Consider the following 19,799-nt stretch of genomic DNA (forward strand, 5'->3'; position numbering starts at 1 on the left):
TTCTGTTGATTTCCTAAGTTATATGCCAATTGCGATCGCATAGAGTACATCTTGATTAGTTCCTAAAAATTCTTGGGTTTCATCATCATAGAAAGCTCCAATCCCACTACAATGAATACCCATAAAGTTGCTAACAAGATAAACTCTTTGCCCTAAAAAACCAGCTATTAACATAGCTGTTTGATAATTTATATAGTCGGACGTAAAAAATAAAGTTACAGCGCTATCTCTAACTATTGCTTGATTGATGCACAAGTAACCCGTTTTTTCACTAAAATTGCCCGCTTTTAATAGATGCTTCCCTTTGTATATCCCTGGAGTCATTCCTCTGACATGATGTACAACAGAGTAAATTTCCATCTCCTCAAAATTTTTGGTTGGTATTGGCTGCTGAAAATGCTGCCATAGCTGCCAATAACTTTCTTGAGGAATTGACTGTTTATAAAAACGTCTAATTGAACGTCTCATCCAAACAGTCTGAAAAAATTTATCTTTGTCAAAGTTAAACTGGGGATGCACTAATTTCTGCTGGCGACTCGGCTGAAGAGATGTGTTTTGATAGCCTTGTTCGATGAATTCATTGGCTTCAAAATAATCGGTGCCACAGACAAAAGGAACTTTTAACCTTAAATTTCTGACTTTCTTGTCTTCGATTTCTCCCGAAATCGCACAAGCAGTAATAAACTCTTTATTCTCAAATCCTAAATCCGCATTGAGAGCGAGTTTATCAAAATCGAAAATTAACTGTATCTCTCTGTCGTGAATATAGGCTGAAGCAGCAATCGCACCTAAATGGTGTCCGCTATCCAGCCAGCAATATCTCAGGCTCCTGTCTTTATATTTCCAGCTAGACCTATAATAAACACAACTAATTAAAAAAATGAATCCATTTATACTTTTGCCGGGTATAATATAACTCTCTAAGCCATCATCAATTAATTCATAGATTAGAGTTAGACAATTATTCTCAACTTCTAAATGATATATGCCGTTAATAAAGCCTTCGATATTGCGAATCTGGATATAAACTTCTGTGGGATATAAAGCGCCAGCAGACGGATTTACACGCAATTTCACAGCACCTTCTTTATAGATTTTTTCTAAAGTTACAGCACTAGTAAGGCTGATAAACGAGTGAATTTGATTATTGAGATTTAATTTCACTCGCCGATAAAACTTTGGGTAAACTTTAAATGAAGATGGTTGAGTTGCAGCATCCACATAATTTGGATCGAGCTGCACAGATAAGTAAGAATGCTTGGTTGCTTGATGATAGATTCGCTTAGAGATAGGACTTGGAGGCATTTTTGAGTATCCTTAAGACTTCTACATTACTCGCAAAATCTATTGCTTTAAAATCGTCTAAGTTTTTTAAATTTATGTTAGGATGATGTTGTAACAGCAAGTTAACTACTTCTGTCTTTCCAGCTGAAGCTGCATACATCAACACCGTAGCTCCATTATCATTTTGATTATCAATATTGATATGTGCAGCAAGTAACAAATTCATCAAATCGAAGTGGTTCCCAAAACAAGCAAACCATAGAGCATTATTACCATCATTGTTTCTGGCATTAATATCTACGCCTAAACTCATTAACTCTTGGACTACTGCGTAAAAGCCTGCTCTTGTAGCTTTCATCAAAGGTGTATCTCCATTTTCACCTCTCTGGTTTAAGTCATCACAACTGTAGCCTTGAGCGAGTAACCATTGCTTTGTTGTGTCACTCAGATTTTGCTGATTTTGAGAAATCATAAATATCCTGCCTATGGATAGAAATGCACACAAATAATCGACATAACATTTCTTAGAAAAGGTAATGGTGGGCATTACCCACCATGTAAAAGAAATGCTATGAGACCCAATTAACTATGAGAATGGTGTGGTGGCTGTTAACTGTTATCCCTCAACAATTAACAGTAAATGCACCAGAATCACGAACCATTATTCAGTCAGAGAAAGAGAGAAACAGAAAAAGAGCAACAATGTATCAGTATGAGATAGCAGAAATGCCCAACTCGGTATCTATCCAAACTAGATAAGTAATTCAGCTTTCGTGTTAGCAGCAGAGAAGGCTGGAAGCAGATAGAAAATAGTAGGGTTCTAAGTTATCCGATCAATAAATTGCTGCTCTAAACAGTACATCGTTGAAAAATCAAATCTCTTAGCCTACAGATACATATTCTCTACCTTCAGAGAATAGCTGTCTTGCAGTTTTTTCTGGTTTGGGTACGCCATAATAACCAGCTTCGGCTTCGAGTTCATCTACTAAATCCCAAGCTTCTTCGGCTCTCTTAGAATCTGCACCATAGTTAGCCACAACTGAGCGCGCATTCGAGATAGCTTTTTGAAGCTCTTTTTGGATAAATTTAATTTTTGGTTTTTCCATGAAGTCGCCCTTGGTGATAATATCTGTGACAGAAATAATGCCCAGTAATTCACCTTGGATCACAGGCGCACGCCATACACCAGTATTAGCGAATAAACGTGCCACATATTCTACATCTAGGTCAGGATTGACCACAATGCAGGGTTTACTCATAACTTCATAGACATGCATCCGTTGAGGATCTTTGCCATAAGCAACAACCTTGGATACAATATCAGTTTCGGTAATAATACCGTAAGCATCACCACTGTGGCGAGGTTCTACAATTAACGCCCGTAATTCTTTGAGCCGCATTAATTTGACTGCTTCTGCTACAGTAGCGGAACCGCGAATAGTAGCTACATCTTGAGTCATAATGTGTTTAGCTCTCATAATTCTGGCTCCTTAAAATTTGTTTTGCAAGTAAGGGAATTAGTTCTAAACTGCTGCAATGCTTCCCAAACTGCATGTCATTTAGGCAACTTATTCAAATTCCAACTAAATTGTTATAAATTGAATTAGTCGCATGAAAAAGTGGTTACGGAAGTTAGACATTCCGACTTAGAAATACCAACATATTTCACTACTTAATTACTCTGGTAATTTGAAGACAGAAGACTTACGCATTTCCCCTCTTCCTTCGTTGAAGATCTCAGATTTTCTGCCTCATCTTTGAACTTAACCAGCATTAAGTTAGGAATGTCTGAGTTAAGTCTGTAATCGCTTTTGCTGAAGTCTGGTTGACTGGCAACAATTTAGCTTACTTATATAGTATCACTCTCATAAATTGGAATTATGAATGCTTTATAAAGATCCCCTGATATTTAATGGATAAAATGCTTAAAAAATGCCAATAAGTATTATCATGAACTTTTTATTTTTTCAAAATAAGTTATTCAGCGAATTGTGGTCATAAAATTATTTGATTAGTTAACAATAAATTGCTTGTCTGTCAATAAAGATAATCCTTAAAATCTATAAATATACTTTATTTAAGTAAGAATCTCTATTGACTATTACTCAATTATATTTATATAGATTTTTAGCTTTTTCTTAAAGTTGCTATTTAATATAAAATGCTAATGAACATTTGAATAATTAGTAAAGACACAATAATTTGGTGCCTCTGCTTGTGTAGTTTATTTAGCTAAATAATTTTGTAAGTATAGTGTTTTATCTTTATTTATTCATTTATATAAATAACTTGCTTTATTAAAAAAAAGTAAAAAAATTATCTGCTTACTATTATTGTTTGCTAGGGTAATCAAGTATACACAAAATAAAAAAGGTATCCAGGGATGGAAATTAGCGCTCGTAATTCTTTAAAAGCTACTGTTAAAAAAGTTGTTGCTGGCTCTGTGAATAGCGAAGTTACTTTAGAACTAGCACCTGGTGTAGAAGTAGTGGCAATAATTACAAAGTCTTCAGCAGATAAGCTAGGATTGGCAGAAGGTAAGGCAGCTTATGCTGTAGTTAAAGCATCTGATGTGTTAGTTGCTGTTGATTAAGCAATAGTAAAAAGTTATCTATTATTTCGTAGGGTGTGTTATGCCGTAGGCTAACGCACCTTAAATTTGTGAACAATAATTCCTTAATGGTACAAGCCCCAAATTTATCTGTGGAATCAATCGAAAATTCAAAATTCTCAAGCTTCTAGATTTATCTATGAGGCCAATCCAAAATCCAAAATCCAAAATCCAAAATGGTTTGATGGCTCGCTGGTGCGTTGCGCTGCGCGACAACACACCCTACAAGTTTATTTAAATATTAAATATCAAGAATGCGTACATAAATTACGCGGGCTATTTCTTTATCTATTGAGAAACTTATATTATTAACTTCGATTTGGAATGTAGGAAATTTTTCTTTAACAGTAATACTTGTTCCTACTGATATTCCCATTGCTATTAGTTCTTGACGGCACTTTTCATCTGGAATTTTACAGAAAGCTACAATTCCTTGCTCGCCATGTTTCAGCAATTCTAATGAACAGCCCTTAATAGTAAAGGGAGTAAACATAAGTAGTATAAATATTATATTTGTAGATGCATTAAATCAAGCTTGCCCCAGGCTAGGATGAAGATACTTTTCATCCTGAATCCTAGGTTCAAGCGATAACTACACTTTATACAAGATATGGTTCTTGGTGAGTCTTGATTGTGCAGTTAGAACGGGGATAGGTAACACATAGTAAAGCAAATCCCTTAGACATTTGCTCGTCATCTAAGAAGATTTGATCAGATTGATCAACTTCACCTTCTACAACCTTACCTACACAGCTAGAGCAAGATCCAGAGTGGCAAGAGAAGGGTAGTTCAATACCGTTTTCTGCTGCTCCTTCGAGGATGGTTGTATCTTCATCAATCTCAATTGTGCTGTCGAGATCTTCTTTTTTGTTGATCAATCTAACTTGGTAGGTAGCCATTTTCCGATTCTCCTCAAACTTTCTACAATTAGGTTTAATTACCAGAGTTTGGTAGTCTCCCGCTTTTACTCTTGATGCAGCTACACGGAGCGCTTCTGCAGCAGAATCGACACTATTACCGCTAGGCGAAATTCAATTTTTTTACGACGGATTTTGCTTGAATTCCGCGAAGCGGTTTTTATGTGTTGATTAAATCTGAAACAGTATTAGCTGCAAGGTACACCGTTAGGTGTGCAATCACCGGTTTTGAAGGACTTACCACAACCACAAGTATCGGTTGCATTGGGGTTAGTAAACTTAAAACCGCTGTCCATTACCCCATCAACAAAATCGATGACAACACCTTCTAATAACGGTGCGCTTTGAGCGTCAACGTAAAGTTGTACTTTTCCTTGCTGAATTACTAAATCGTCTGGTTGTGGCTTGCTAGTAATCTCCATGCCATACTCATAGCCACTGCAACCACCATCTTTTACAGAGATGCGAACGCCTTTAGTTGCAACATTGGAGTCGGGGGCAGAACCGACTAAGAACGCCCGCAGACGAAATTCAGCTTTTTCTGTCAAAGTAACAGTCATCACATCTCCTGATTTGTTGCGATAGTGGTTGTAATTACAGGTGTGGTTTCTTAAGTTGTGAAGCGTTTTAATTGCATATTTGTCCTTAATAATCAGCCAGTTGTAATTTGTATTTACAAAGGAATTGAGATTGACTTTGTATTTACAATGGGCAGAAAACAAATGACTAATAAAGGGCTAAACGAAGAGATATGCAATTCAACGCAATGAAGCTGATTATTTTGTGAAATTGCTGGTGGGTTCCATAGAACCTGATTGTGCGTATCTCCAGGGTGCACTATTTCCGCAGACAGGACAAGCGCGATCGCGGTGAGAACGCCGTTTGGCAAATTCCATCCGAGCTAGGTCTATTGTCAACAGTTGTGACAGTAACGGTTGACTAAACCCAGTGATCAGCTTGATCGCTTCCAGTGCTGTTAAACAAGCAAGTGTTCCAGAAACAGCCCCCAGAACTGAAAAGCCACGCCGATCCCAATCAGGTTTTTCTGGAAACAGACAAGACAAGCAAGGAGTCACACCAGGAATAATCGTAGTCAGGTAAGCCTCCATTCCGTCCATTGCTGCTTCCACCATTGGCTTACGCCAACGCACACAAGCCGCATTCAACAAATTACGCTCTGTAAAATTGTGGGCGCAGTCAAGAGCCATATCAGCGGACTGTACTAACTCGTCTACATTTTCCGGGGTGATGTAATCATGAACCGCTTCCACTTGGACATCAGGATTAATCGCTTCCAAAGTTTCTTTAGCTTTGAATACCCTTGGCTGACCTACCCAATCGTCTGTCATGAGGACTTGACGATTCATATCATCTAGCCGCAGGTCACCACCTCGTACTAAGATTAGCCGCCCAACGCCCGCTACAGCTAAGTAAAGCGCCGCTGTACCGCCTAATCCCCCCACACCTGTAACCAAAACCGTCGCTGACTTCAGGCGCTTCTGAGCTAATTCGCCAAAATTAGGGAGCATCATTTGGCGACTATAACGTTCTAATTCGGTAGGCGTTAGGTTTACCACTTTTTACCTCCTAATCAGAAGTGATTTCTGTCAGCTTGACTACATTTTTCGGCTTATCGTTAAACACCTTAAATAGCTTTTGTTCTTGAGGTGTTGACTCGATAAATACCTCATAGGCTTTTTGCAAAGCTATGGCATATTGCTCGAGTTTTTCTTCTGGTTTTAAATCAGGAAAATTCTCATCTACTTCTCTCATGAATTGAGAGAATTTTTTTAGAATATGTAAACGATTAACATTCACAAATGTTTGGTCGTAGGGCATTTCAAAGAATTGAAAGAATTCCTCTGCGTCTACGAGTTTCTTAAACTCATCAATATTCCGGCTCATTCACCCTTCTCCATTTTTTTAAGCTGTTGCTTAAGTTCATCTAGCTCGCGATAGATAGCATAAGTTTCAGCTGCAACATCCATCAATTTTTCAAAGTCTGTGGGTAATCCCTCTGCTAAGTCGTGCAGATCCATTTTCATTTGACCTGCTTTACTATTGAGCCGTCTGATTTTGCCTTTTAGTTCTTCAGTTGTCATTTGTTCAAAGTCAAAATTCCAGAGTCTAGAGGAGCCAGTGCGTTGGGCGGCTTTGCCGACTTGAAGCAACTGGCGTTCAAAAGTCCAGAGTCAAGAATCCAAACTCTTTTGACCCTTGACTATTGACGAATTAAAGCTTGCCAACTTCGGGGAAACGATTTACTAAATCGATGCCTTTTTCTATTAACTTGGCTCCCTCTTCTGCAACTTTTTCTAGGGAATCAAAGCCAAAGCGATGGGCATCACGTAAGGTTCTTGTGACTAACAAAAGGCGGCCAGTGAAAACAAGTACCCAACCAAACCCTTCGTGGTTGATATCAACTACAACCTGGGATATGAGACCTGTTTCCTTTTCAATACAAGCGGCTACAGCTCGATAAAATGCCATGATCCGTGCTAGAGTAATCGGATCTACATCACCATCAATAGGAATTTCCCGTTTCTTTGCTTTAGGAACTACATAGGGTTTAAGAATCAAATCATCAGACCACTTCCGGTATGTTCCATAGGTATCTTGTCCCCGGATTTGTTGGATGATCGCCTTCAGGAAAGGTGAGTTAGAGACTGTACTGCTGGCAGTTCCGTTAACACTATTATCTATAGTCATACTGTTGCTTCATTTTCTAATTCATCGGCAAAGTTTGTGTCTTTTTGCTTTAAAGCTTTACGCAACCAAGGTGGGGGATTACCTTTGAGTGTTTGGACTAATTTAGTTAATACTTCCGCGATTTCTTCTTCTTCCGATCGCGCTTTAATTGGGGTAACACCTTTTTTGATTAAACGTGCAGCAGCGCTACCACCAATTGCTAATACATAAACAATTGTGCAATCACCTAGCGCTTCTAGTTTTGGTGTGATTTTATCCTCGTTACCATCTTCTTTGAGGTCGCCATCAAAGCTTAAAGTCTCAACAAATGTAGATCCCTCATCAGAGACTTCATAAACCTCAATTTGTCTTGCCCATCCGAAGTGAGCATTAATATGAACTCGGTCACTTGTCGTAAAGGCAATCTTCATCGTTATTCGTCCTTTGTCATTTATTTTTGGTCATTTGTCATTGGTCATTTGTCATTTGCATTTAGTAATTTGAATATCTACTAATGACTAATGACGATTGACAAATGACAATACCGCTTACCAATCTCCGTGGAAATGTTTTACTCTCTCTTCTTCGGCTTCTAAAAAGAGGTTACCCATGCCAAACAAAAGCTCCATTGTGCCGCGGTAGCCGACTTTGGTAAATTGACCATTACCTAAGCGATCGTAAATGGGTATTCCGAGGCGATAGAGAGGAATGGATAACCGTTTAGCGATCGCACTTACGTTAGAATTGCCAATTAACAAGTCAGAGCCTACCGCTAGTTCCTCAAAGTCTTCCAAATCCCCGATTGTGACGCTTTTAATGGGGAGTTTTTCTAACAGAGGCGATCGCGTTGTGGTGACTGCAGCATGAATTTGCGCTCCCATTGATTGCAAGAAATGCACTGCTGACCACAACAAATCAGGTTCTAAAGCTAAAGATACGCGTTTAGCACCAAAATAAAAGTGAGTATCTAACATTGCGTCTTGCAGTTGGCGACGTTGGCGGCGATATTTTTCCGGGACGCTGTTACCGCTAAGAATCGCTAAAGCTTGCAAAAACTCATCCACAGGTTCTAAGCCTGTGAGTTGTCCAAAAACTTCATAGGGAATGCCAAACCGTTCTTGCAGAATCCGTGCTGCACCGCGCATACTTTCACCAAGTGCGATCGTGAAAGCAGAACCGCCAACTTCCCGCAGTTGAGCTACTGTTGTTCCACTGGCTGTAATCGCACTATAGGAATCTTCTAAGTGTCCATCTAAGGAAGCACTCAAATCGGGTACAACGATAGGAACTAGCCCAAAGCTAGTTACCATTTCTTTAATTTCTTGGATGTCTCCTGGTGTAAAAGACGAACCCGCCAAGATGGTGACTTGTTCAATTCTGGTAGCACAAGGACGCGGAATTTCCTGAACAATGCTTTCTACAGCTACTGCATAGCCATCTTGTAAAGCACCTTTAAAATCAGGTGTGGGCGCAAAAACAATTGGTAGCCGATCCAATTCTGGGTGACGTTCCCGAATCTCTTTCAAGAAACGTTCAATATCATCGCCTCTAGTTTCCGTTAACCCAGTGCTACATAAACCGATAATTTCTGGCTGAGATTTTTCTACCAAGGTCAGAATTGCTTGTTCCACATTGTCTTCACCACCCAAAATGGTAGTCACTTCCGTCATGGCTGTAGTTGCTAGGGGAATTGCTTCCCGAAAATGCCGTACTAAAACAACTTTGGCAAAAGCAGTACAACCTTGAGAGCCGTGAAATAAGGGAATCATGCCCTTTAATCCCAAGAAAGCTAAAGATGCACCCAAAGCTTGGCTTTGCTTTAAAGGATTAACTGTAACTGGTTTGTTGGGAGTAGTAACGATCGCCATTTAACTAATACCAAGTTTGAGTATAGAGAGATGAGATAGCAGGGGGATGGGGGAGATGAGGGGGATGGGGGAGATGAGGGGGATGAGGGGGATGAGGGGGATGAGGGGGATGAGGGAGATTAGGGAGAATTTTTTTACTCTTCCTAATCCCCAGTCCCCAATCCCCAGTCCCCTAAAGCACAGCCAATTGCTCAGATTCCTCAACCTCATCCCAAGGCGCTGGTTTGCGAATTTGTTCCCAAATTGGGCTGTAGAGTGCTTCGTATAATTCTCTGGCCATTTCCACCATGCCTACATAACCTGCGTAGGGATGGTGACGTTCTTGGTTAATGTCGAGGAAGGGTATCCGGGCTTTGAGGGCTGTATATTGGTTACGTCCCCCAGCAATTAACATATCGGCGTTGGTGTCTTTTACCAGTTGCAGCAATTCTTTAGCATTGCCTTTTTCCAGCATGATGCCATCGTTACCGATTAATTTTTTAATCTTGGCTTTGTCTTCTTCTGTACTCTTGCGGGTGCTGGTGGCGACCACTTCGATACCTAAGTCTTTTGCTGCGGAGATAATTGACCAGCTCTTAACACCGCCTGTATACAAGACAACGCGCTTGCCTTTGAGTCGCGCACGATAGGGAGCCAAAGCCAAATCTAGAGCAGCTGTTTCTTCAGCAATTAGCTTTTCTGTGCGCTCTTGTAAATCCGGATCTCCTAATTTAGCAGCAATATTTCGCAGACAACGATTCATATCATCGATGCCGTAGAAAGACTCTTCAATGTAAGGAATGCCGTAACGTTCCTCCATTTTTCTCGCCATGTTCAGCAAAGCGCGCGAGCAGATCATGACATTCAGCTTCGCACGGTGAGCGTAGGTAATTTCTTGATAGCGAGCATCACCTGTAATTTTTGATAAAACACGAATGCCCAATTTTTCCAATAGTGGTGTCACTCCCCACATTTCGCCGGCGATGTTGTACTCGCCGATTAAGTTAATATCATAAGGTGTAGTATATTCAGGTTCACACAAACGCTTACTACAACACCATTAGAGTTTCAATTGCAGACATCTGGAAAAAAGAAGGCAATATTGCTCAATGTATTTTATTTGAGGGCAGCTACACAATCCTGTTGTAAGTTCAACTATAGTTGATTTACAAGTGTAACTATAAACACTCGTGATTGAGCAATATCCCTGGCTCAAAAGTGGAGAATAAAATGCTATTACGCTCTGTTACTATTGCTTCAAGTGTAACTGTGTCAATCATATTAGGTCTATTTGTAGAGGTTCAACCTAGTACTAGCCAACTGTCCCAAGTAAATAATCAAGAAGTTCCACAAAGGAAATTGGAAATAGTTAAAAATCGTGACGATTTAATTCGTCTGAATGGTCAACGGGTGAAACTCATTGGACGTTACACATCTAGAAGCTGGAAACCCAACCCAGAATCTACCGGAATACCAGGATTTCAAGGACTGTATATCAAGTCACAAGTTGTGTTGGAGGATGAAACTAAGGTAAGTATTTACCCATCTTGGAATAAACAATCGTTGCGATCGCCTGATGAAGTAGAAAAATATAATAATCAAATCGTTGAAGCTATTGGAGTAGTACAGTTTGACGCTGCGCCCTTTCCAAATTCATCGACAAGGGAATCATTTATTAATTTAACGCAATTAAACTTATACAAACAGTAATAATTATTCAGCATCGTAGAGAAGATAGTATGAAACATTAAATTTCAACTTAGAGATTCATCAAATAAATATGCAAGTTTATTAGGATAATTAGTTAGTCCTGAAAATCTATATATTAAACGTATGACCAAGAGTTTGTTTGGAATATTAAATAATGTCTCTGACGGTAAACCAGGTTGGTCATTAAAGGAACGAGATACCCAGTTTATAGAGAGGTTAATGCCTATAGGGGAATGGTTGTATCGTTACTACTTTCAAGTAAAAACTGATGGCTGGGATTACATCCCAAAAGAAGGAAAGGTATTACTAGTTGGTTCTCATAACGGTGGGATGGCTTCTCCCGACTTGATTGTGATGATGTATGATTGGTTTTCCCGCTTTGGAACTGAGCGTTTGGTTTATGGTTTAATGCATCCTTATGCTTGGGAAATCAGTCCCATAATAGGTAAATTAGCTCAAAAATTAGGAGCAATTGTTGCCCATCCAAAAATGGCTAGTGCGGCTTTTGATCAAGGTGCTAGCGTTTTAGTATATCCAGGAGGACAATATGATATGTTTCGTCCTTATAGCCAACGCCATAAAATTAATTTTGCTGGAAATAAGGGTTTTATCAAACTAGCTTTAAAAGAAGAAGTTCCAATTATCCCATTAATATCTGTAGGCGCTCATGATACTTTGATAGTTTTATTTGACTGTTATGATTTAGTCAAACAATTGCATCAGTGGGGACTACCTTGGTTATATAAATTAGACCCCGGAGTATTTCCCATTTATTTAGGTTTACCTTGGGGTTTATCTATTGGCCCTTTACCTAATATTCCTTTACCTGTGCAAATTCATACTCGTGTATGTCCTCCAATTATTTTTGAGCGATATGGTAAAGACGCAGCTAGGGATAGGGATTATGTAAACGCTTGTTATGAGTTAGTTAATTTTCAAATGCAGCAGGAGTTAGATAAATTAGTTAGGGATTCTAGCGTGAAGATAGGGGCTATAGGCTAAAAAAAGAGATTGATAAAAATGTTTTCTGATAACATTTAAAATTTATTCTTCTGTTATTTGCATTTCTTAAAGCAAATCTGCTGGGCGCGATAATGCTTAATATTACGATGATATAAGCATGAAAGCGTGAATACACAACCCCTCATTTCTCCTCAAGAACTCACGTCGCTGTTAGCAGAAAATTCATCACAGGTTGTCATTATCGATACGCGCAGTCCAGAAGAATATGCTATTTCGCATATTCCTAACTCGATTAATATCAGAGATTTTTTTACCTATCTTTTAGATAATTCTTACCCAGCAGGGTTAAATAAATTGCAAGAGCATTTTCAAGAAATTCTCAGCAGTGTTGGAATTACTGGTACAGAATGGTTAATTGTGTATGAGGATGCTTTTAATAAAGGTTATGGTCAATCTTGTCGAGCAGCTTTTCTATTAAAATATTTAGGTTGCGCTCAGGTATCTGTTTTACATGGAGGATATAGAGCATGGCTGAAGGCGGAATTACCTACTACCAATGAAGTACCATTACGTGAATGCAGCATATTTAAATTGCATCCCAATTCTGAGATGATGGTGACTACCATCGAGATGTTGCAAGCAATTGATAATCCTGGAATTATTAAGTTAGATGTGCGCGATCGCGAAGAATGGTTGGGGTTAAGTTCTTCTCCTTATGCTCCAGATTTTTGTCCCCGTAAAGGTAGAATTCCTGATGCTTTGTGGTTAGAGTGGCATCGTTTAATGATATCTGATGCGGAAATACCTCTATTTCGCTCAAAGGCAGAAATCTTAGAAATTTGTGAATCTATAGGTATTACTTCAGATTCCATAGTATATATTTACTGCTTTAAAGGTTCTAGAGCAGCGAATACTTTAATTGCTTTACAAACAGCCGGAATTTACGCCAAAAATTATTTTGGTTCTTGGAATGAATGGTCTCGCGATTTTTCGCTACCTATTGATAGTAAAGTGATATGAAAAAGCCCATCTCAAGTGGAGTATTAGCCTTTGAAAATAATATCGTAAAGTGACAGTAGAATCTCTACCACAATGAGAATTACTACATACCACTCAACTCGCTGGCTACTGCTATGCTGCATAAACTCCAGTACTGTTTGTGCGGTTTGGGAAATTAGGTCTAGTTTACGTTCCAAAGCATGGTGACGTTCGCGGATTTCGTACTCATCTTCTAATCGCAGATATAAGTTTTCTAACTGTGGAGATTCCCAGAGTAACTCTGGTTTATCAATAATCTCTACTCGTCCTACAATTTTATGTTGAACTAACAACGTAGTGCCAAGTTGACGCAATAATTCCCGACTCTGGCGTGAACTTCTGTGTTCACTCTGGAGGCTAGCTGCAAATGGTTCAATTTGATCAAATACAGTCGCTAGGCTAGTTTCATAATGAGATAACACAACACTTTTAGCGAGAATATCAGCTACTATCTGCAAGCGTTCTACACTAAAGTCTTGCAACAAAATTTTTCCTTCCTTAACTCTCTCACTTTCGGCAAGTCTGAGCTTAATTTCTACTTCTTCTGTTTCTGGGTTGGCAAAAGCGTCACTAACTTGTGAGGATAGTTTAGTTAAGAAGTCTACCTTTTCTACAGGCTCAAGGTTAAATAGAACAACTGCACCATAGTCGAACAATACTGCGCCACCCTGTTCACCGACTGTAACCACTACTGGCATAGTCGCCAAGCAAATGTAATTCTCCAATGTTTTGAGATTAATTTTTTTACCAAGGAATAGGGCCTGCGCGCTAAAGCTATTTCTGTCATTAAAAAGTAATTTTTGCATTTTTGCCCTATGCTATGTTCTGCCTGTTAATCTATGGGGTAGTGATAGAAATTAATAAATTATCCCAATTTTTGAAGTCAACACGAATGTTTTTCCCCCATATACTCTAGTGTAAATAAGATGGGATATTTTTTAGTTGACGGTTCTTCAATTTGTGGGTGATTTGCCAGCTATACGCTTTGGTGAAGAGCATGAAAGATTAATTTGTTAGTGGTTGAACAAGCCAGCAGAATTGGGGGACGGTTGCGTCCCCCAAACCCCCTCCAAAATTATTCTTGAGTTTTTTTTGAGTAACTAGTACAAGTCGGCGTAAATAAACAGACCATCTGTAATTGCTAAAAGGCTTGTTCTATCACTATTCTTTCTTTTTACTTTTTACTTTTTACTTTTGCCTTGTTGTACTAGACTATTTGTTTTTATTCGCCGATCGCAGTTTGCCTGAGTTCCTGATCGCTCTCTTCCAGATCTTACCCAAGCAATATCTTGATCTGAATCAAGGGTCATTTGGGTATCTCGCTGTATATCGCTGTGAAACCCGCCACGGGTGGGAAATCCTGCATTATTGCGCGGGCTGGTGAACATATGATAAACAATGACTGCCTCAGTTTTCTCAAAAAGATACTGTTGTGCAAGGGTATCTGCACCTCTTGCATCGCCAACTATAAAGCACTGATTTTGAGCGATCGCGCAATCAATCACAGGACGGTAATACATCTCAAATTCCGCCTGAGTTAAGTCGAGATGCCCACTGATAAAATTGACAAGTCTTTTACTTTTCATCGACTGTTGTTAATTTTCTTACAACTCTCGCATCAGTTGCTTTAGTACATTTATACTGTTATAATACCGCTGAACGCTGAGGCTTTCACCTAAACATTACCCAAGTCTTATTTCACAAACATTAAAACAACTCGGCAACAATGTTTCTGTTTGCAGATAGAAGCATTGTTTACTTTGCCATGAATTCCCTTAAGTAGATGGAGGATTAGGTATGGATAATAGTCCCAGCATTATCTCACATATCTCGATTGGCACGAATGATTTTGCAAGGGCGATCGCATTTTACGACAAAGTACTACCCACCCTTGGCTGTCAGCGAATTATGGAACATCCGGGTGCGGTTGCTTATGGTAAGCAGTTTCCAGAATTTTGGGTACAAACGCCATTTGATGGTAAACCTGCAACCGTCGGGAATGGTACTCACATTGGCTTTATCGCACCAACTAAAGAATCAGTTCATGCGTTTTATCAAGCAGCATTAGCGGCGGGAGGAGCGGATGATGGTGCGCCAGGCCCAAGACCGCACTATGGTGAACCATACTATGGTTGCTTTGTCCGCGATCCCGATGGTCATAAAGTAGAAGCTTCTTATTGGGATATGGAACTGATTCAGGAACTCTATGTTGATGAAGTCTAGGTAAGATAGGACTGGAATCAATACTACTCGGTTAAGCGTTTTGAACTCAAAATTGATTTTGGGGAAAAGGTTAAAAGTTAAGGATTAAAGGTTTTTTCTTTTCCTTTTCCCATTCCCCTTTTTCCCCTTAACCGACAAGTATTGGGACTGGAATTTCTATTTGGCTAACTTGATAGATAAAACTTGATAACCAGCGCCTTGAGCCATGCATTGACCATCAGCATCCAAAGGGCAAGCAACTTGATTGGGTGATGGGCGAGTTCCTACAACGTACTCTGCGGTAATTTCTACTTCTTGATTCTGAAGCGATCGCAATTGATCGCGAGAAACTTGCACAGATGGACGCAACACTAACCGACTTTGGTTTGGGGTGTGAGAAATGAGAAAAAATTCCTCTCCAAGATAAGCTCTAACTGACATCACGGGAGGAATTTCTTCATAAATTAATTTTCCCCGCCCAGAAAATATTTTTGGTTGATTCATAGCGTTATTTGATTGTTGCCATAATCCCCAGCGATGATTTTTCGCATTAGCTTCAGCAATTAAATATTGGGTTTTGCTTTCGGAGCAATTTTGTAAAGATTCACGGTCAACAACAGCATTACCGGACTCTACCATCAGCAGATTAACTGAGCGATTATTCACAAATACTTCACCAACGATGCGATCGCTTCCTAGTTTTTCTGTGCGTCTAATCACAACTGAACTTAAAGGTGGTAATAACTTTTTCAGTCTTTGTGTTGCTGGTATTGCCTGAGTAGTCGCTTTTGGTACATGAATACAGGCTAGCTGGAGTGTAATTTTTTGTCCTGCATTATCTTTAATGCGAATTGTTTCAGCATCTACAACCCCTACGATTGTAGCTAGCACTAAAATTATTTCTAGTAGCTCCATGTATTTTTGTATAGTTATTTATGTATAGATTTATAATTTTATAGCACGTACTAGGCGATCGCCTGCTGCGGTTGTCTCTAACCATTGCAAATTCTACGTCTAAACTAATGTGGGCAATACTTTTAGACTGATTATTAGCTACTTGACAAGCCGATGATGTACTTATATACATGAGATTATTCAGAAAACTTCTCGGTTTTTTTACCGATTTGCTGTATCCTAGTTAATCCAAGCAAAAATTTTCACAACTATACTTCATAAAAGATTCTTACGGGTCTGTCTGAAGATTATTGAATAAATACATGAATGACTAACACAATTTATGTAACAATTTTCATTGCCTAAATTTATAAAATTAACAGAAGAGTGCCATGAAACTGATCAAAAAATCCGAAAAACTCCTGCTCCAGAAAATGAAAGATATGGAGGAAATTGAAGACATTAATCTTCAAGAAGATCCTCTCGACCCTCTTGATTCTCCAGAATCAATAGAACCAGAACAACCAGCTTTGAATCTCGAATATCGAGAGCCTGACTATATTCCTTACCGTCATTACCCTGTAGTTCAATCAGTTGGGAATACAGGTTGGCAGGTTTCGGAGATTTGGAAGGAAATAAGATTAGATAATTTCTCGTAATGCTTAATGACCATTAACATCACGAGAAATTATCTGATTTTCAATGTAGGATAAAATTAGAGGAGAAAAAGTCAGACTCTTAAGTTTGTAAGAGAGTGGCAGTTATTTTCCCCTCAAGTATTAATACCAGTTTTCAACAAGAATGCGACAAGTACATGAGTAGGGGTGCAAAAGTTTGCGCCCCTACAAATGTTTGATATTTTGCTAATATTTCTAGCGTAGAATAACACTTACGCGAGATTTAGATCCCCGACTTTTTGAAAAAGTCGGGGATCTGCGTAGCACTTGAGTAGGATGTGTTGGCTTTATCCTAATGCATCCTAGATTTTTTAGAATTGCAATTTTGATTTTTGGCAGGGTTCGGTATACCTTTATTCTTTATCGGCTTTCTGTAAAATCAGCAATTCATCTTTACTACCTAAAAAAAGCTTACAGTTAACAGAAATTTTGAGGTTACTAGCTATTTTTAGAGTTAATGATGGAGCCGCTACAAATGAAACGATGTGAAACCTTAGCCGAATTAATAGCACGCACTGTAGTTGAATTTGAGCAACGGGAGCTAGAATTGCAAAAAGCTCAGATGCAGCCCCAGAAAAAAAGTACTAAGAAGCGTAAATCTAAAAAAGCTGCTTAGTGTAAATATAGTAGTTCAACTCCTGTTACCAGGTTGCCATCTACCAATATTTTTTTGATACTCCCTTTAAGTAAAGCTTGTTTGTCTTCTGGTTGTAATCCTTCCCAGTATCTTGGGTTAGAAAATGCCATCACAATTCTTTCTTTAGCTATTAGATATTGTTTAGATGCGTTGTTGGTGGTAGCGATCGCATTGGCGATTTGCATCCTGATATCTTCTTTAGCTTTGGCAATTGCGGGATTTGATGGTAACGCTTCTAGAGTATTTAATGATGCTCGCAATGTTTTTATTTCTGGTGATTCCTCTGGAGAATCAACTTTTTGTTCTACTAAACCAGCTAACTTTTCGGCTTCACTAACTAGATGATGAATTACCTGTTTTTCTAATTCATCAGAAGCAATCATCCGCCCGTTTTGACAAGCGCCAGTCCGATAAAAGCTGCATTGATAGTGATGACGTACAAAACCTTTGCGTTTCACTAATTTCTTGCACTGGCGACTATAAGCTGCACCACAATGAGCGCATTTTACCAAATTGGCGAAGGGATTGACATATTTTTGCTCGGTAGCCCAGCGGTTATTTCGATTCTCCCGAATCATGGCTTTGATGCGTTCATGTTCTTCACGGCCGATAATCGCTTCGTCTTCGTGGGTTCCCCATGTCACTTCCCATTCATCAAAGGGTTTGCGGTGTCCTTTAGGACGAACTAATGTATTGTATAGTGTCCCCCCTGCATAGATAGGGTTGACAAGTATAGAGCGTAACCCAGAAACTGACCATTTCAACCCCGTGTGGGGATAACGCAGATTTAAAGCCCCTCCGCGCGATTTGTTGATATTCTCGAGTACGATTTCTTCTTCCTCTTCTAAGAGGTTAATTCTCGTATCAGTGGCTTTGGGGACAGCGTTTGCTTGGATACCAAAAGTATCATGCAGTACTTTCACTGTTTGGGAGACTGTGCCTATTCTTAAGAATGTATCAAAGACAAATCGCATTAACTGCGATCGCGTCAACTCTCTCTTACCTGCAATTAAACATACGCAAAGCCTTTCATCTCGTTTGTATTTTTCATCCTCAACGATATAACCCAAGGGTGCGTTCCAGTGAGGCTTTTTATTGGCTTTGCGGGTGTCGCGCTCTTTTTTAACTCGCATTGCTAGCATTTTCACCTCATACTTAGATGCTGCTAGTCTCACATCAATAGTTAACTCGCCCCCAATACTCGATAAATCAAACGGCTCATCTAGCGCATAAGGCTGTATACCTTTCTTTTTTAACGCATCCATCAACCGATAAAAGGTCATTGATGAAGATGTTAAACGGTCAATCCGGATAAATAACAGCTTCGATACTTTTCCTGGTGCAGATGTGTTGATATCTTCAATTAACTGTAACAGCCCTTTCCTTTGATCGCTGGTACGGCTTTCTACGTCGTAATATATGTGCGTTGCACCAGCATCACGCAACCGACGCATCTGTTTGATTAACGAGCCTTGATCTTCAGCCTGTTCATCTGTGGAAACCCGCGCATAACCCCAAACGTCCATATATCAAACCATAGCAGCGTTAGTTCATTTTATCTGATAGCCAACGCATTAGTTCACTGTTGTTCACCGAGCCAGTTGACCTATTAATCGGTAACTCCTACGGTAAGTACCTGTGGCGCGATTGCAAGGTACCCTTAGTCAGAATTGGCTATCCCATCATGGATCGTCACCACCTGCACCGCTACAGCACCATCGGTTACCAAGGTGTAATCAATCTCCTCAACTGGGTTGTTAATACAATCTTCGAGGACATCGATCAACGCACCAATATTCCTTCTAAGACTGACATTTCTTACGACTTAGTTCGATAGAAATTAAAGTCACTCGCGGCATATATAAAAAGTAAAAAGTAAAAGATATATCTTTTTACTTTTTACTTTTTCCTTGTACCTGAGGTATTGATTATGGCAAGTATTAGTCAGGGTCACTCTCATCCTCATCCTAATTACCATCCACCAAACTATAAACGCTCTGGTTCTTTTGATATTCTGCAACCTTTGCGCCGTCTGGTAGATGGTATTCCGGTAAAAAATGCTCGTTTTGCCCATCTACTCTGTAGAGTAATACCTTGCTGTTGCCCGTTTGAGCGCGATATCAATTTATTTGGGCGGACTTACCATGTTCCAGCAATGTGCAAATTTAATCCTTTGTATGACGAGGTCGTTAGTTTGCGCTTCCGAGCTTTATCTTTTCTTGCCGATGAATGTGGTGAGGATGTAACGAAATACATTTGTTAGACCTAGACATTAATCAATACCCATTACCTATTACCATTAGTCATCACTTATTAGTCATTAGTCATTAG

General features: G+C 39.3%; 25 protein-coding genes and 1 pseudogene. 9 read left to right on the top strand and 17 right to left on the bottom strand.

Annotated elements, in window-relative coordinates:
- Positions 1 to 18: 18 nt before the first annotated feature.
- The 3 genes from HG267_RS27905 to HG267_RS27915 all read right to left on the bottom strand — a co-directional run bounded on the left by HG267_RS27905 (position 19) and on the right by HG267_RS27915 (position 2,762).
- Positions 19 to 1,305: a nitroreductase family protein gene (locus tag HG267_RS27905; protein WP_045868652.1), complete on the bottom strand. Its 1,287-nt coding sequence runs from the start codon at positions 1,303 to 1,305 to the stop codon at positions 19 to 21.
- A complete protein-coding gene (locus HG267_RS27910) occupies positions 1,283 to 1,756 on the bottom strand; it encodes an ankyrin repeat domain-containing protein (RefSeq protein WP_045868653.1) in 474 nt (157 codons plus the stop codon). Before HG267_RS27910 ends, HG267_RS27905 begins: the two co-directional genes overlap by 23 nt.
- A 409-nt stretch (positions 1,757 to 2,165) precedes the next feature.
- The gene (locus HG267_RS27915; protein WP_045868654.1) at positions 2,166 to 2,762 is read right to left on the bottom strand and encodes a CBS domain-containing protein; all 597 of its coding nucleotides are present in this window, start codon (positions 2,760 to 2,762) and stop codon (positions 2,166 to 2,168) included.
- Positions 2,763 to 3,667: 905 nt separating this feature from the next.
- Here HG267_RS27915 and HG267_RS27920 point away from each other — a divergent pair.
- Positions 3,668 to 3,877 (top strand): molybdopterin-binding protein, encoded by a 210-nt coding sequence (locus HG267_RS27920; RefSeq protein ID WP_045868655.1) that lies wholly within the window; start codon positions 3,668 to 3,670, stop codon positions 3,875 to 3,877.
- Between the two features lie 259 nt (positions 3,878 to 4,136).
- Here the strand turns inward: HG267_RS27920 and HG267_RS27925 are convergent, their stop codons facing one another.
- From HG267_RS27925 to HG267_RS27970, 10 genes and pseudogenes are all read right to left on the bottom strand, one after another.
- Positions 4,137 to 4,388: a FeoA family protein gene (locus HG267_RS27925; protein ID WP_045868656.1), complete on the bottom strand. Its 252-nt coding sequence runs from the start codon at positions 4,386 to 4,388 to the stop codon at positions 4,137 to 4,139.
- Between the two features lie 106 nt (positions 4,389 to 4,494).
- The gene (locus HG267_RS27930; RefSeq protein WP_045868657.1) at positions 4,495 to 4,794 is read right to left on the bottom strand and encodes a 2Fe-2S iron-sulfur cluster-binding protein; all 300 of its coding nucleotides are present in this window, start codon (positions 4,792 to 4,794) and stop codon (positions 4,495 to 4,497) included.
- A 206-nt stretch (positions 4,795 to 5,000) separates the two neighbouring features.
- Positions 5,001 to 5,372 carry a HesB/IscA family protein gene (locus HG267_RS27935; protein WP_045868658.1) on the bottom strand — a complete coding sequence of 124 codons (372 nt, stop codon included), beginning with the start codon at positions 5,370 to 5,372 and terminating at the stop codon, positions 5,001 to 5,003.
- A 216-nt stretch (positions 5,373 to 5,588) separates the two neighbouring features.
- A complete protein-coding gene (locus tag HG267_RS27940) occupies positions 5,589 to 6,389 on the bottom strand; it encodes a HesA/MoeB/ThiF family protein (protein WP_045868659.1) in 801 nt (266 codons plus the stop codon).
- A gap of 10 nt (positions 6,390 to 6,399) precedes the next feature.
- Positions 6,400 to 6,717, bottom strand: coding sequence for a nitrogenase-stabilizing/protective protein NifW (gene nifW / locus HG267_RS27945; RefSeq protein ID WP_045868660.1), 318 nt, complete (start codon positions 6,715 to 6,717; stop codon positions 6,400 to 6,402).
- Positions 6,714 to 6,914 carry a CCE_0567 family metalloprotein gene (locus tag HG267_RS27950; protein ID WP_045868969.1) on the bottom strand — a complete coding sequence of 67 codons (201 nt, stop codon included), beginning with the start codon at positions 6,912 to 6,914 and terminating at the stop codon, positions 6,714 to 6,716. Before HG267_RS27950 ends, nifW begins: the two co-directional genes overlap by 4 nt.
- Positions 6,915 to 7,044: 130 nt before the next feature.
- Positions 7,045 to 7,521, bottom strand: coding sequence for a NifX-associated nitrogen fixation protein (locus tag HG267_RS27955; protein ID WP_045868661.1), 477 nt, complete (start codon positions 7,519 to 7,521; stop codon positions 7,045 to 7,047).
- Positions 7,518 to 7,931, bottom strand: a complete 414-nt coding sequence (gene nifX / locus HG267_RS27960) for a nitrogen fixation protein NifX (protein ID WP_194007725.1) — start codon at positions 7,929 to 7,931, stop codon at positions 7,518 to 7,520. Before nifX ends, HG267_RS27955 begins: the two co-directional genes overlap by 4 nt.
- A 117-nt stretch (positions 7,932 to 8,048) precedes the next feature.
- Positions 8,049 to 9,368 carry a nitrogenase iron-molybdenum cofactor biosynthesis protein NifN gene (nifN, locus tag HG267_RS27965; RefSeq protein ID WP_045868663.1) on the bottom strand — a complete coding sequence of 440 codons (1,320 nt, stop codon included), beginning with the start codon at positions 9,366 to 9,368 and terminating at the stop codon, positions 8,049 to 8,051.
- Positions 9,369 to 9,540: 172 nt separating this feature from the next.
- Positions 9,541 to 10,383: pseudogene (locus tag HG267_RS27970) on the bottom strand (nitrogenase component 1); the annotation flags it as partial.
- Between the two features lie 194 nt (positions 10,384 to 10,577).
- On the opposite strand from HG267_RS27970, the gene HG267_RS27975 reads away from it, so the two are divergent.
- The 3 genes from HG267_RS27975 (at position 10,578) to HG267_RS27985 (ending at position 13,040) form a co-directional block, all read left to right on the top strand.
- Positions 10,578 to 11,057 carry a hypothetical protein gene (locus tag HG267_RS27975; protein WP_045868664.1) on the top strand — a complete coding sequence of 160 codons (480 nt, stop codon included), beginning with the start codon at positions 10,578 to 10,580 and terminating at the stop codon, positions 11,055 to 11,057.
- A gap of 123 nt (positions 11,058 to 11,180) precedes the next feature.
- A complete protein-coding gene (locus HG267_RS27980) occupies positions 11,181 to 12,059 on the top strand; it encodes a lysophospholipid acyltransferase family protein (RefSeq protein ID WP_045868665.1) in 879 nt (292 codons plus the stop codon).
- 126 nt (positions 12,060 to 12,185) lie between these two features.
- Positions 12,186 to 13,040 (top strand): sulfurtransferase, encoded by an 855-nt coding sequence (locus HG267_RS27985; RefSeq protein WP_096621819.1) that lies wholly within the window; start codon positions 12,186 to 12,188, stop codon positions 13,038 to 13,040.
- Between the two features lie 23 nt (positions 13,041 to 13,063).
- Here the strand turns inward: HG267_RS27985 and HG267_RS27990 are convergent, their stop codons facing one another.
- Positions 13,064 to 13,864, bottom strand: a complete 801-nt coding sequence (locus HG267_RS27990; protein ID WP_045868667.1) for an RMD1 family protein — start codon at positions 13,862 to 13,864, stop codon at positions 13,064 to 13,066.
- Between the two features lie 375 nt (positions 13,865 to 14,239).
- Positions 14,240 to 14,644, bottom strand: coding sequence for a hypothetical protein (locus HG267_RS27995; protein ID WP_045868668.1), 405 nt, complete (start codon positions 14,642 to 14,644; stop codon positions 14,240 to 14,242).
- Positions 14,645 to 14,855: 211 nt separating this feature from the next.
- Here HG267_RS27995 and HG267_RS28000 point away from each other — a divergent pair, with 211 nt between their 5' ends.
- A complete protein-coding gene (locus HG267_RS28000; protein WP_045868669.1) occupies positions 14,856 to 15,281 on the top strand; it encodes a VOC family protein in 426 nt (141 codons plus the stop codon).
- 156 nt (positions 15,282 to 15,437) lie between these two features.
- Here the strand turns inward: HG267_RS28000 and HG267_RS28005 are convergent, their stop codons facing one another.
- Positions 15,438 to 16,151 carry a thermonuclease family protein gene (locus HG267_RS28005; protein WP_235623015.1) on the bottom strand — a complete coding sequence of 238 codons (714 nt, stop codon included), beginning with the start codon at positions 16,149 to 16,151 and terminating at the stop codon, positions 15,438 to 15,440.
- Between the two features lie 395 nt (positions 16,152 to 16,546).
- Here HG267_RS28005 and HG267_RS28010 point away from each other — a divergent pair, with 395 nt between their 5' ends.
- Positions 16,547 to 16,813, top strand: a complete 267-nt coding sequence (locus tag HG267_RS28010; protein ID WP_045868671.1) for a hypothetical protein — start codon at positions 16,547 to 16,549, stop codon at positions 16,811 to 16,813.
- A 493-nt stretch (positions 16,814 to 17,306) separates the two neighbouring features.
- Positions 17,307 to 17,447 carry a hypothetical protein gene (locus HG267_RS28015; RefSeq protein WP_168160939.1) on the top strand — a complete coding sequence of 47 codons (141 nt, stop codon included), beginning with the start codon at positions 17,307 to 17,309 and terminating at the stop codon, positions 17,445 to 17,447.
- Here the strand turns inward: HG267_RS28015 and xisF are convergent.
- Positions 17,444 to 18,994, bottom strand: coding sequence for a fdxN element excision recombinase XisF (gene xisF, locus HG267_RS28020; protein WP_045868672.1), 1,551 nt, complete (start codon positions 18,992 to 18,994; stop codon positions 17,444 to 17,446). The two genes, HG267_RS28015 and xisF, sit on opposite strands and share 4 nt — an antisense overlap.
- A gap of 26 nt (positions 18,995 to 19,020) precedes the next feature.
- Here xisF and HG267_RS28025 point away from each other — a divergent pair, with 26 nt between their 5' ends.
- Entirely contained in the window at positions 19,021 to 19,305 is a 285-nt protein-coding gene (locus HG267_RS28025) for a nitrogenase component 1 (protein ID WP_255325168.1), read from the top strand.
- A gap of 93 nt (positions 19,306 to 19,398) precedes the next feature.
- Positions 19,399 to 19,731 (top strand): Mo-dependent nitrogenase C-terminal domain-containing protein, encoded by a 333-nt coding sequence (locus tag HG267_RS28030; protein WP_045868673.1) that lies wholly within the window; start codon positions 19,399 to 19,401, stop codon positions 19,729 to 19,731.
- The last annotated feature ends 68 nt before the right edge of the window (positions 19,732 to 19,799 follow it).

This window comes from Tolypothrix sp. PCC 7601 (assembly GCF_025677855.1).
Classification (GTDB): domain Bacteria; phylum Cyanobacteriota; class Cyanobacteriia; order Cyanobacteriales; family Nostocaceae; genus Aulosira; species Aulosira diplosiphon.